The sequence below is a fragment of the Exiguobacterium sp. s11 genome, from assembly GCF_018619015.1.
GTDB classification, from domain to species: Bacteria; Bacillota; Bacilli; order Exiguobacteriales; family Exiguobacteriaceae; genus Exiguobacterium_A; species Exiguobacterium_A indicum.
In genome coordinates, this window is the sequence record NZ_JACSNF010000001.1 from 953,511 (window position 1) to 966,047 (window position 12,537).

Consider the following 12,537-nt stretch of genomic DNA (forward strand, 5'->3'; position numbering starts at 1 on the left):
TCCCTAACTAAATTCATCAACTTATAATAACACACTTTTCTTGTATCGTAAAAAATATTTTTGGAATTTGTTTATTTTTTATTTCACAAGGGAACATTTTAGTAGCAAGACTTCAAGTATTCCCCCTGATTCTGCCGAACTTTCCGAGTTCGGCCCTTTTTTTGTTCTTTTACTCAATTGACCTAAAAAACAGATACCGAAAAGTGAGGTGAGCGACTTTCACAACGCTCTAATACAAACGGACAGTCTCGGTCTGCTCGCTTTCCGCGGACAAGCCCTCATGCCGCTTCAGATGCGTCGCATCTTCCAGGGTCATGACGACTTGTTTTTCCGCAGGAGTCAAGCAGAACCTCGCCTGTCCTAGCGTAAAGGAAATATAGAGTAGAAGCAATCATAAATTAAGAGGGACATTAATTACTCAAAAATCAAACTGCAATTGACAATGACCGTTCACAAATGAACCTGAACGAAAGTGTTCTGCAATCCATTTACCAGAGCGAAAATGTCCACACACCCAGTGTGCATTACGATAATGCGGTGTAATAAAGCACATTCGAAGTCCTCCTTTCCTTTTAGCAAGGAAGGATTACTTTCAGCTTCGAACAAATAAAATTGTTTTACTTGAGACACATATGTAGTATTGTTTGATTAAGTTCTTAACAACACTATTCTTGTTCGAATAGACATTGCAGTGTCTATCCGAACGCAACGTGCAGCTGAGAGTTTATCTTTCCTGCCGTACTAAGCAGTTGCGATTTCGCAACTGCTTTTTTTATACACTTTTTCGGACCACCTCCTTTGATATCTGAATTTTCGATTATTTCAGCCGTCAGAAAAAGGACTAACTGAATAGTTTCAACAAAACTTTATCAGTTAGTCCTTTCCACATGCTTTTCATTTCACTTATAAATCATCGAATCCATTTGCATCCGTTACTTTCGCATACGAACGTGATTTTTGTTCGAAGAAGTCTGATTTCGTCGCGTTCATCGAATCATCTGAATACGCACGAATCCATGGCATGACGTCTTCGTCGTGCCCTTCATAGAGATCCGACAAACCGATGACGCGAAGGCGTTTGTTCGCGAGATATTTAACATAGTCACGCATCTCACTGACGTCAAGTCCGTCTAGATCACGTAAGACGTATTCGCTCCACTCGATTTCAAGATCAACGGCACGCTTGAACGTGTCATATACGAATTGTGTGAAGGAGCCATCGGCATCAATTTCCGGATGCTCCGACAAGACAGCACGTAACAATTGGCTGATGAAGTACGAGTGTTGCAATTCATCACGTTGAATATAGCTGATCATCGTCGATGTCCCGACCATCTTTTGGTGACGCGCTAAGTTATAGAAGAAGGCAAAGCCTGAATAGAAGTTGATTCCTTCAAGAACGATCGAAGCAACGAGCGATTTCGCGAAGTTCTCTGGAGTCCGGTCATTTTGGAAATCTTCGTATAAATCAAGAATGAATGCATTACGCTTCATGACCATGTCATCGTCTTTCGCGATATCAAAAATCCGGTTTTGTTCAGCCAATGGAACTAAGCTGGATAAGACGTAGCTGTACGATTGATTATGAACGACTTCCTGTTGCGCAACGATCGCAAGAATCGCATGAACCGATGAATCCGATGTGAACATTGCCGATTCCAAGATATAACGTGTCTGAACCGAGTCAAGGATCGAAAGTAGCCCGATGATTCGTTTAAAGGCATCCTGTTCCCGTTCGCTCAATTGATTCCACTGCTGCATATCCTTCGACATCGAGATCTCATCTGGGATCCAGAAGTTTGATAACAGTTGTTTGTAGATCGAATAAAACTGTGGATACGCAATATCGTTCCAGTTGACGATGGCACTCGTTTCGCCACCGATGATCGCTGTCGCGCGATTCGGATGACGTGCATCAAGCAGTTTGATTTTTTGTAGCTGTTCCATGTGCTTCGACTCCTTCTTGCTGTAATTGAAGAATGGTCCGTTTCGTCCATTCCTTGACGAGATGTGGGCGATTGCGTGGTGACTGCTCGATTTTCAATAGTTCGCCGGCAAGCGGCACCCCGAATTTCGAGAGATGATACGCCATTTCATCAACGGCGCGACAATATTTGACGAACATCTTGTCCCCTGTTCCAAAAACAGCTGCCTGCGGGATCGCATGCGAACTCTCCTTCAGAACGGTTCTAAGGCAGTCGCGCATATCATCGGGCAGTTGCCCATCTCCCCACGTATACGAACCAAAATAGACGATATCATAAGGCATTAACTGATACGTCGTCACTTCGTCCGCAAACAACATCGTCGGCTCGATTCCCATCTCAGAACACGTCTTCGCGACGAGTTCTGCCACCTCCTCCGTGTTTCCACTCAATGACGCGTATACGATTGCTGCCTTCATGATATCGTCCTCCTTATCTTATGATGAACACGATTCACATTCGTCGATTTCAACCGTCGTCGAACGCGTGTAGTAGATCGTCTTCATCCCGAGTTGCCATGCTTCCATGTGCATCTCGAGTAATTCTTTCGCCTTGACGTTATTTTTCACGTACAGATTGAAACTGATCGCTTGGTCGATGTGACGCTGACGCGAAGCATTTTGACGAATGCTCCATAGCTGGTCAATCTCAAACGCTGATTTATAGAACCAGTTCGTTTCCGGTGTTAAATCTGGAACAGTGACTGGAATCTTATAGTTTTTCTTCTCTTCCGAGTAGACTTTTTTGTAGATTGGATCAATCGATGCCGTACTACCCGCAATGATCGCCGTCGATGAGTTCGGTGCGACTGCCATCAAGTAAGCATTACGCATTCCGTACGCCGTGATGTCCGCTTGGAGACGATCCCAATCGAGTTCATCCGTCGTTTTATAGTGGCGACGTTTGATGTACTCTCCTGTTTGCCATTCCGAACCTTCGAAGAGACGGTACGCGCCCTTCTCTTTCGCAAGTTGCATCGACGCATCGATCGTCAAGTAAGCGATCTTCTCGTAGAGACGGTCTGCGTATTGTACCGCTTCGACCGATTCCCAACGGATGCCTTCGAGTGCGAGTAGATGGTGCCAACCGAACGTCCCAAGACCAACGGCACGGTATTTTTGATTCGTCAATTGTGCTTGCGGGACATCGATCGTATTCAAGTCGATGACGTTATCAAGCATCCGCATTTGAATCGGAATCAATCGCTCTAAGACGTCAGAACGAACTGCACGTGCAAGTGCGATCGATGACAAGTTACAGACGACGAAGTCCCCTGGTGTCTTCGTGACGATGATCTTACCGTCTTCCGTGTACTCTTCCGTCACGGTCGTCGGGCTCATGTTCTGCATGATTTCCGAGCACAGGTTTGACGAGTAGATCATGCCTGCATGTTTATTCGGATTCGCACGGTTAACGGCGTCACGGAAGAACATGTATGGCGTTCCTGTCTCAAGTTGCGAACGCATGTAGCGTTTGACGAGATCGATTGCCGGAACTGTTTTTTTGCTGAGACGCGGTTCGTTGACACACGCTTCGTATCGTTCCGTGAAGCTGCCCCCTTGTTCCGTCTCATCGAAGTAATCTTCAAGGCTGAAGCCCATAACGGTACGAATTTCATGTGGGTCAAACAAATGCCAGTCTTCTCGTGCTTCGACGGCACGCATGAAACGGTCTGGTAAGTTAACACCTGTGAACAAGTCGTGTGTCCGAAGTCGCTCATCCCCATTGTTGAGCTTCGCGTCCAGGAATTCGAGGATATCTTTATGCCAGATGTCGAGGTACACCGCGATCGATCCTTGGCGCATACCGAGCTGATCGACGCTGACTGCCGTGTTGTTCAATTGTTTCATCCACGGGATGACACCGCTTGAGACACCTTTGAAGCCTTTGATGTCTGAGCCGCGTGAGCGAATCTTACCCATGTAGACGCCGATTCCGCCGCCACCTTTAGAAAGTGTCGCCACGTCCGTGTTCGAGTCGTAGATGCCGCGTAGCGAATCATCGACTGTATCGATGAAACATGAAGAAAGTTGACCGTAAGACTTACCAGCATTCGAAAGCGTCGGAGTCGCAACTGTCATGTAGAGATTCGACAATGCCCAGTAAGACTCTTTGACGAGTTCTAAACGACGTTCTTTCGGTTCGTTTTGCATCAGTGTCATCGCGATGACCATGAATCGTTCTTGTGGTAGCTCGTACAAGTTTTTGACGTGATCACGTGCGAGGTACCGGTCTGCCAGTGTTCGAAGACCAATGTATGTGAACAAGTGGTCGCGGGATGGATCGATCGTTGCCGACAGTTCGTTGATGTCTTCCTTCGAATACGCATCTAGTAGATGTTTCGTGAAGATGCCGATCTCTGTCAGTTTTTCAATCAGCGTATACAGCGAACCATACCGTTCTTCTGCTGCATATCCGCGATTTTCACCTGCTTCAAGGTATAACCGATTTAAGTAAGTCGCTGTCGCTACGAATGTCCAGTTCGGCTCTTCTGCCTTTAACATATCGAGTGCGTGCATCGTTAACAGTTCATAGACTTGATCGGCTTGTAGGGATTTTTCTTCAAGCGCTCGGATGGCACGTTCAGTATAGCGGTCGATATCAAGCTCCGGATACGTTTCCGTTGCTTGTCTAATCACGACATATACGTCTTCTATTGTCATTGCACCTTTAAAGATGCGTGCTGTATTCAGTGGAGATGCCACTATGAACCACTCCCATTCTCTATCGTTAAACAGGTTCGCATTAGACGATGAAATACGCTAAACTAAAAAAAGACGTCCTACATAATAGAAGGAACTCTACAACTCTCACTCTATATATAGACGTTTTTAGCGTTTTTAAACCTGTTAATCTACAAGATATAGGTTATCACTGAAATTCAAAAAAATAACCCCTTGCTTTGAAATTCAGGTAAAACAATTTGAAAAAGGCATCATGACGCCTTTTGAGATATATTGAGATAGCGAGTAAAATGCATTATAAGGTCAAGTGAACCGTTAAAACAAAGATGGTCCATTTCTCCTACTAGAAGAAAAATATTCTCTTCGAATTTTCTGATATACTGAACGTATCGATCTTCCGTCTATCAGGAAGAAGGATTCCATCCATCTATCACGAAAAGACGGCATATACGTATGTACGTTGAAAGGAGCTTACCTCATGCAAGTCGATTACACACCAAATCCGAATTCCGTCAAAATCACGCTCGAAGAACAGCGCTTCGGTGCTAAAAGTACGAGTGTCAAAAAAGAAGATACACCTGAAGATGCGTTGCTCGCATCACTGATCGCCCTTGATGGCATCGACAATCTATTCGCTTACGGCGACTTCGTGACGGTTACGAAAGAACCAGAAGCAGAATGGAACGAACTGCTACCACGCATTGAAGCAAACATGTAAAAAACAAGAAGACACCTGTTCCTGGACAGGTGTCTTTGTTCAAGGAGCGATCACTGATGCCAACCGTATCCATCATCATTCCGACGTATAATCGTCCTCGTGAATTAGCAGAAGCGCTAGAAGCATTGACGCGTCAACACTATCAAGACTTCGAAGTCATCGTCTTAAACAATAATGGAGACGATGTCTCAGCAGTGACGGCTGCCTATCAGGACCGTCTTCAACTGACCTATGTCGCGTTACCTGAAAACCATCATGTTCGTGCTCGAAATCATGGTGTCACGCTCGCTTCCGGTCGGTATATCTTACTTCATGACGACGACGACCTCTTATTACCGAGTCACCTCGAAGAAGCGGTCGGCGATCTCGAAGCTGGTGCTGATCTCACCTATACGGACGCGGAGCTCTTTACGTATCGCTGGGAAGGCGATCACCGGATCGCACTTGATTCTGAGCCGTTCGCATATCCGTACGATCCGGAGACGATTCGAGAAGACTCGACATATATTCCGTCCGGGTCGCTCTACCGTAAATCGCTCCACGATCAACTTGGTCTGTTTGACGAAGACGTCTTCAATTACTGGGACTGGGACTGGATCTTACGCGTCGGCAAGGATCATTTAATACTGCACCCGGCGCGCGCGACCGTCTTATATGCTTTCAATCCATCAGGTAATCATGAATCCGCACGTCAGGATGCAGCCCGACGCGTCTTTTTTGAACGCCTCGTTGAAAAACACCAACTTCCGACAAATGAAATGAAGAACTTCCATATCGTCCAGGCTGAGCGACGCGAACGATTGCGCCAGACCCGCCGTACCTTCAATGGTCAATTGACAGAAAGTGAGTGATCCCATGTACACCGAAAAACAACTCGAATTATTAGCATTATTAACACAAAATGGTCCGATGGACTTGGACTTGCTTGCGCAAATGCTCGACTGGGAAGCGTCAGAAGTAGCCGCTTCGATCGAGACATTCAAACGCGACGGTGTCCTACTCGGTTACACTGCTGTCATCGACTGGCAAAAGATTCATGCCCATCATGGCGTGACGGCTTTCATCGATGTCAAAGTCACACCGAAACGTGGACGCGGTTTTGACGAGGTAGCGGAGCGGATCCATCGTTTCCCGGAAGTGACGTCCCTCTATTTGATGTCAGGCGCATATGACTTACAAGTCGTCCTTGATGGCAAATCGCTACAAGAAGTCTCTCAATTCGTCTCGGAAAAATTATCGACGCTCGACTCCGTCATCTCGACGACGACCCATTTCCGCTTGAAGACCTACAAGCACGATGGTGTCCTCTTCAGTCAGGATGATGACGACAAACGATTGAAGGTGTCTCCATGAAGTCTCTATCTGAACGTGTCGAACAGTTAGCCCCATCCGGCATCCGTCGTTTCTTTGATTTAGCAGGATCGATGGAAGACGTCATCTCCCTTGGTGTCGGCGAACCTGATTTCGTCACGCCATGGAATGTTCGCGAAGCGAGCTTCGCAGCACTCGAACAAGGCTATACAGCGTATAGTGCCAACGCCGGTTTACTCGAGTTACGTCAGGAAATCGCGCTCTACATGCAAGAAAAGTTCGCCATCTCCTATTCGACGACGGAAGAAATCATCGTCACGACCGGAGCCTCAGAAGGACTTGATCTCGCTTTTCGTAGTTTGATCAATCCAGGAGATGAAGTCATCGTCGTCGAACCGGCATTCGTTTCGTATGCCCCTTTGATTGAACTCGCTGGAGGCATTCCTGTCGCCGCTGCGTGTCATGCAGAAGACGGTTTTGCGATTCAACCGGAAACGATCGAACAGTTGCTAACAGATAAGACGAAAGCGATCATTTTCTGTTTCCCATCGAATCCGACAGGCTCGACGATGTCGCGTGATCAATTAGCGGACCTAGCGTTACTCGTCCAAAAGCATGATCTATACGTCATCAGTGACGAGATCTACGCGGAACTGTCCTACGAAACGGAAGCAATCTGCTTCGCGACCCTTCCCGGTATGCGGGAGCGGACGATCATCATCAACGGCTTCTCGAAAGCCTTCGCGATGACAGGCTGGCGGCTTGGTTTCACTTGCGCCCCACCTGCGATCACGCAATCGATGCTGAAGGTCCATCAATACGGCATGATGTGTGCCCCGACACTCGTTCAATTCGCGGGCATTGAAGCACTGCGTTCTCGTCATAAGACGGTCCCTGACATGGTGACGAGTTATCGGCAACGCCGGAACTACTTCGTTAAGGCGCTAAACGATGCGGGTCTTCCGACACACTTACCAGGTGGCGCTTTCTATGCCTTTCCGTACATCGGTCATACCGGACTGACGAGTGAACAGTTTGCTGAGCAACTGCTACTCGCTGAGCGCGTCGCCGTCGTTCCAGGATCCGTCTTCGGAGCAAGCGGTGAAGGTTATGTCCGGGCAAGTTATGCAAGTTCGATTGAACAACTCCAAGAAGCGATCGCTCGGATTCAGCGCTTCATGAAAAAATGGCAGACTCAAGATGAGGCAGCATCGTCACATTCACACTAAAAAAATGATCCGCCTTGCTCCGAAGAGTAGGCGGATCATTTTTTAGTCTACATAAAGAACGAGGAACATCCGATGATCGTCTTCTGCATGATACGGCGAGATTGGACCGAGTTGTGGCGCAAAGACTTCCAACCGATACGGTGAATCCTTAAAGTCAAGTGGTGTCCGCTCTTTGATCAAGCGCCCCATTTCGTCCGCTAGTTCTTTCACTTCAACCAAACTACGCGAGCGTTCCATCGGTGCTTCGAAGACGAATGCCTCGATTCCCTCAATCGACGCACATCGGAGGAAACGCCGGAGTGACGGCAATGCTGCTTCCATGTTGTCCTCGATCGTTTGGTTCTCCTCGTACACAGGGGCTCCCCAGAGGCGCGCCTCACTTCCAGTCGCACTCCGGAAATGATCAATCGTCTCTTCCGTGATGGGATCACGCGTCAACGCGAAGCGTGTTTTATCCCGCTTCAGATTCTTTTCATTCGTCCGGTCGATTTCTGTCAGTAAATCCAGTTGAAGTGGTCGTGCTAACCGAAACAATTCGCGTTGCAGACGTGCTAAGGAATGACCAATCGGAACAATCGTATCTTTCGCTTTCGGCGGTTTATCGCCTTCATATCCGTTCATGACACGTGCGATTTGTCCGGCCTCATGCACGAGTCGATAAAACGAACCGTCCTGATCATCGTTTGCTGTATCAAGCGTCTCATGCTGTGCTGCAAGATCCGCCACGTATTGATTTGCAAGGCAGGTCGAGATCATCAAGACATCGACCAGCTCCAAGCGAAGGGCTTCTAAATCATTTTGTTCCAGTGCTTCACCGACCTCACCGACTTCTTCCGTCAGGCGTGCGAGACCAGATAGTGGTCGAAAATAACCGCCGAGTGAGCGAATCGTCGCATCAACCTTTTGTTGTAGTGTCTTCATCTGTTCCATCTGTCTGACCCTCCACGATTGCTTGGCGTACGTGCCTTTCTGTCTCTTGTTTGACGTGTTGTGCATACGCCTGATTTTTCTTCCATTCCCGGATTCCGACAGATGTCGCAGCAATCAACGCAGCTATTAGTCCGATTTCTCTTTTACGCATCGAGATCTCCTCCTTTTGAATGACTCGTAATCTATCTAAACATGATATGATGATATCAATAAATTCTACATAATCCAGTAAGAGGTGTTGCTTGTGTCGACTGAACGTCTTTGGCAAATGGCCCGGTTCCTGACGGTGATCTTCGCCTTCTTAGTTGGTGGATGGTTACTCATCCGCCTCTCGTCCATCTTATATCCATTCGTCTTTGCGTTTCTGCTTGCCCTTTTCAGCCGACCGCTCGTTGATTTTTTCCAAAAGCGGTTACGGATCAATCGTGGATGGGGTGCATTGTTATCGATCATTTTGATCAGTGGCCTATTAGTTGGGTCGCTCGCCTTGATCATCATGCAGTTGATTCGCGGTCTTGTGTTCGTCGCCAATCAATTACCGGCGCAAATTCAAGAGTTAAGCCTGTATTTTCAAAAGCTGTACAATGAAAAACTGGCACCCATCTGGAACGATGCTTCGGAAGCCTTACGCTCACTGGAACCATCGCAACAAAATACGGTTCAAAACAGTATCCAATCCCTCGGTAGTTCACTTGCGAGTGCGATTGGCGAAGGATCAAAAAGTATCGCTATGATGCTACAGACAGTCCTTGCGACGTTACCATCGATTGCACTGATTTTCGTCATCGTCCTACTCGCTTGGTTCTTCATCGCAAAAGATTGGCACCAATACGAGATGCGATTGAAACGTTATGAGATGCTTCCTTGGTTCGCTCGTTTCGAATCCGTCTTCTTGAGTCTACGGTCTGCCTTGTTCGGCTATCTCAAAGCACAGTTCACGTTAATCACGATCACGTTCTTCATCGTCTTGATCGGTTTGTTCATCATTGGTGTCGAGCATCCGTTTGCAGTCGCTTTTATCGCTGCCTTTTTCGATATCTTGCCGTATCTTGGTACTGGTTCCGTCTTCTTGCCTTGGATCGCTTACTCCTTAATTACCGGAGATACGACACTTGCGATTGGACTCGGGATTCTGTATGCTCTCGTCATTCTACAGCGTAACATCATGGAACCGAAGATCGTCGGCGACAACATCGGCATTCAACCCATCACGGCATTGATCGCGCTGTTCGTCGGGATCAAATTCTTTGGGGTCTTCGGACTGATTCTCGGACCATTGATCGCTGTCATCTTAAAAGCACTCTACAACGCCCAGATTTTCCATTATATTTGGGACTTCGTCAAAGGATCACCCACACCATTTCGGTGAGGGTGATTTTTTGGGTACAGCTGCATATAACGGATATCCTTCCGCGTCCACCGGTCGACTCGCCGGTAAATAATCACACGGAAAACGGGCGCCCGTCGCAAGCAGACAAGCGTCGAGCCAATCATCGATTGCAACATGCGACTGACGCTGTTCCCATAACGGTGGACAATCCAAACGCTCGAGCAATTCAATCCGTTCCGTAATGCCTTCGGTCGTCTTCTTTGAAAAACGTGCCGGATGACCGGCGAGTCGTGCGAAACAAACTTCCGGATGGGCTTCAATCATCTCCGTTCGATATACGCTGCGAACTTCTCTGATTTTCGGTAATAGATACCACGCTTGTTTTGAAAGCCCGATCCCCGCATGTTGTTTCGCTAAATCATTTGCTTCCATATAGCTAGAAGCTGTCAGCGCACTGAGGAACGGGGCATTGAAGACACTGCTCGTTCGCCCAGGGCGTAATTCCTGTCGCAACAACTGATCCGTTTCGCGTCGTCCTTCCGTTAAACCAATCGGCATGTCAACCCAAATCCGGTCAGCTCTAGGAATATTTGCAAGTGTCGGTTCGACGAATCCCGTATAACGACCATTTTCGTACATAACGACGACCCACCCCGCCTTTGCCGCATCAATCCCGATGACGTGCATTCGTCTTCTCCCGGAAAGAACGCAGTAGTGATAAGACGGTGAAGATACCGATGAACGTCGCGAGACCGAGCGATAGACGGTCGCGCGCATCCATATACCAGACGACGGCAAGAATCGTCAACAAGACGCCGAGTAGATTCCAACGTCTCATTTTTCTTGCTCGACGAACCGGTACAGACTACGGACCATGACGCCCGTTGCTCCTTTTGGACCAATCTCAGACGCTTGATTCTGTTCCGATGTTCCCGCGATATCGAGGTGCAACCAAGGTGTGTCACCGACGAATTCCCCGACGAACGCACCACCGAAGATCATATGTCCCATGCGTCCCGGTGAATTGTTCAAGTCTGCGACTTCCGAACGGCGGACTTGTTTAATGAACGCATCGACATACGGCATTTGCCAGACCATCTCATTCGTCTCTTTCGTCACCTGTTCAAAGCGTTCGTAAAGTGACGCATCGTTTGTCAACGCACCTGTGATTTCTGTTCCAAGCGCGACAAGGACACCACCTGTCAACGTTGCGAGATCGATGATCGCTTTAGGTTGATATTCTTTGACGTACGTGACTGCGTCAGCAAGGACAAGCCGTCCTTCCGCATCCGTGTTCAGGACTTCAATCGTTTTTCCTGCCATCGACGTGATGACGTCATCCGGCTTGAAGGCATCCCCGGAAATCATGTTGTCGGTTGCTGGAATGACACCGATGACGTGAACATCTGGCTTCAGTTGACCGAGTGCTTCGAACAGACCAAGAACGGCTGCTGCGCCTCCCATGTCGCCTTTCATTCCGACGATCCCGTCTTTCGGTTTGATGGAATAACCACCTGTATCGAACGTGACACCTTTTCCGACGACCGCGATCGGTGCTTCTGCTGATCCTTTATATTCAAGGACGATCAATTTCGGTGGAATGACGGATCCTTGGTTAACGGCAAGCAAGGCGCCCATCCCGAGTGCTTCCATCTCTTCCTTATCGATGATTCGGAGATCATGTCCATGACGTTCGGCGATGAAGCGTGCTTCATCCGCAAGCGCTGGCGCCGTCAAAAGATTCCCAGGCATCGTTACGAGACGACGCGCCAAGTTCGTTGCTTCGCCTAAGACCGTACCACGACGCACGGCTTCATCTTCAGAAGGTAAGACCGTCAGTTGTAACGTATATGCTTTCGAAGGCGACGTCTTATAATGTTTGACCTCATATGTAGCGAGGGTGAATGTCTCGGCAATCAGTTCGACCGGTTGCCCTGGGAATGTTGTTGCGTCAACTGTGACATGTTCTAAGCGACGTGCTTTGACATGTTGTGCCGCTTTCCCGAGCAAGCGGCGTAAATCGTCTTGCGAGAGCTGATCAACTTTCCCGAGTCCAACGAACAGTACACGTGCGACGTCGCCCGCTAACGTTGGCAATAGACGTAGTTCTCCTCGTTTCGTTGAAATATCGCCTTGACGAACCCACTCTTCTAGTTTGTCACCATACAGTGCTTGTAACCGTTCATCGAGCGGTTGATTTCCAGAAATCCCGACAACGAGTACGTCTACGGATTGATTCGTTTGCATATAAAACTCCCCCTTTGACTAGTATCTATTAGTATGAAGTGTTTTCAGTCATTTTCCAACTGATAGCCTCTCGACTGACCGCAAACGCTTTCAATAATTCTGT

Annotated in this window: 13 protein-coding genes; 5 read left to right on the forward strand and 8 right to left on the reverse strand. The window is 47.9% G+C overall.

The genetic code is table 11. The features are described 5' to 3' along the window. Window positions 1–903: 903 nt before the first annotated feature. From KNQ12_RS05170 to KNQ12_RS05180, 3 genes are read right to left on the reverse strand one after another with little or no spacing between them, the layout of a single operon-like run. Window positions 904–1,947: a ribonucleotide-diphosphate reductase subunit beta gene (locus tag KNQ12_RS05170; protein WP_023469115.1), complete on the reverse strand. Its 1,044-nt coding sequence runs from the start codon at window positions 1,945–1,947 to the stop codon at window positions 904–906. Beyond that, window positions 1,916–2,404 carry a flavodoxin domain-containing protein gene (locus tag KNQ12_RS05175; protein ID WP_023469116.1) on the reverse strand — a complete coding sequence of 163 codons (489 nt, stop codon included), beginning with the start codon at window positions 2,402–2,404 and terminating at the stop codon, window positions 1,916–1,918. The genes KNQ12_RS05170 and KNQ12_RS05175 overlap by 32 nt, the downstream gene beginning before the upstream one ends. Before the next feature lie 18 nt (window positions 2,405–2,422). Beyond that, entirely contained in the window at window positions 2,423–4,690 is a 2,268-nt protein-coding gene (locus KNQ12_RS05180; RefSeq protein WP_214746649.1) for a ribonucleoside-diphosphate reductase subunit alpha, read from the reverse strand. A 457-nt stretch (window positions 4,691–5,147) separates the two neighbouring features. On the opposite strand from KNQ12_RS05180, the gene KNQ12_RS05185 reads away from it, so the two are divergent. The 4 genes from KNQ12_RS05185 to KNQ12_RS05200 are packed head-to-tail and all read left to right on the forward strand — an operon-like array spanning window position 5,148 to window position 7,927. After that, on the forward strand, window positions 5,148–5,387 hold the full coding sequence (locus KNQ12_RS05185; RefSeq protein WP_023469118.1) for a NifU N-terminal domain-containing protein: 240 nt from the start codon (window positions 5,148–5,150) through the stop codon (window positions 5,385–5,387). 56 nt (window positions 5,388–5,443) lie between these two features. Continuing rightward, window positions 5,444–6,238, forward strand: coding sequence for a glycosyltransferase family 2 protein (locus tag KNQ12_RS05190; protein WP_035396406.1), 795 nt, complete (start codon window positions 5,444–5,446; stop codon window positions 6,236–6,238). A 4-nt stretch (window positions 6,239–6,242) separates the two neighbouring features. Next, entirely contained in the window at window positions 6,243–6,740 is a 498-nt protein-coding gene (locus KNQ12_RS05195; RefSeq protein ID WP_023469120.1) for an Lrp/AsnC family transcriptional regulator, read from the forward strand. Then, window positions 6,737–7,927: an aminotransferase gene (locus KNQ12_RS05200; protein WP_058713852.1), complete on the forward strand. Its 1,191-nt coding sequence runs from the start codon at window positions 6,737–6,739 to the stop codon at window positions 7,925–7,927. Before KNQ12_RS05195 ends, KNQ12_RS05200 begins: the two co-directional genes overlap by 4 nt. A 42-nt stretch (window positions 7,928–7,969) precedes the next feature. Here the strand turns inward: KNQ12_RS05200 and KNQ12_RS05205 are convergent, their stop codons facing one another. Together KNQ12_RS05205 and KNQ12_RS05210 are read right to left on the reverse strand one after the other, a co-directional pair. Continuing rightward, window positions 7,970–8,857 (reverse strand): MazG nucleotide pyrophosphohydrolase domain-containing protein, encoded by an 888-nt coding sequence (locus KNQ12_RS05205; protein WP_241492593.1) that lies wholly within the window; start codon window positions 8,855–8,857, stop codon window positions 7,970–7,972. Then, complete coding sequence (locus tag KNQ12_RS05210) at window positions 8,823–9,008, reverse strand: hypothetical protein (protein WP_075643072.1); 186 nt, start codon at window positions 9,006–9,008, stop codon at window positions 8,823–8,825. The genes KNQ12_RS05205 and KNQ12_RS05210 overlap by 35 nt, the downstream gene beginning before the upstream one ends. Window positions 9,009–9,101: 93 nt before the next feature. Between KNQ12_RS05210 and ytvI the strand changes: the two genes are divergently transcribed. Then, on the forward strand, window positions 9,102–10,226 hold the full coding sequence (ytvI, locus tag KNQ12_RS05215) for a sporulation integral membrane protein YtvI (RefSeq protein WP_075643071.1): 1,125 nt from the start codon (window positions 9,102–9,104) through the stop codon (window positions 10,224–10,226). Here ytvI and KNQ12_RS05220 read toward each other — a convergent pair. Genes KNQ12_RS05220 through KNQ12_RS05230 form a run of 3 tightly spaced genes read right to left on the reverse strand, consistent with a single transcriptional unit; the run spans window position 10,206 to window position 12,434 of the window. Then, on the reverse strand, window positions 10,206–10,874 hold the full coding sequence (locus tag KNQ12_RS05220; RefSeq protein WP_214746652.1) for a DUF429 domain-containing protein: 669 nt from the start codon (window positions 10,872–10,874) through the stop codon (window positions 10,206–10,208). The two genes, ytvI and KNQ12_RS05220, sit on opposite strands and share 21 nt — an antisense overlap. Further along, window positions 10,855–11,025, reverse strand: a complete 171-nt coding sequence (locus KNQ12_RS05225; protein WP_156323189.1) for a hypothetical protein — start codon at window positions 11,023–11,025, stop codon at window positions 10,855–10,857. The genes KNQ12_RS05220 and KNQ12_RS05225 overlap by 20 nt, the downstream gene beginning before the upstream one ends. Continuing rightward, window positions 11,022–12,434, reverse strand: coding sequence for a leucyl aminopeptidase (locus KNQ12_RS05230; RefSeq protein WP_055968830.1), 1,413 nt, complete (start codon window positions 12,432–12,434; stop codon window positions 11,022–11,024). Before KNQ12_RS05230 ends, KNQ12_RS05225 begins: the two co-directional genes overlap by 4 nt. Window positions 12,435–12,537 lie beyond the last annotated feature (103 nt).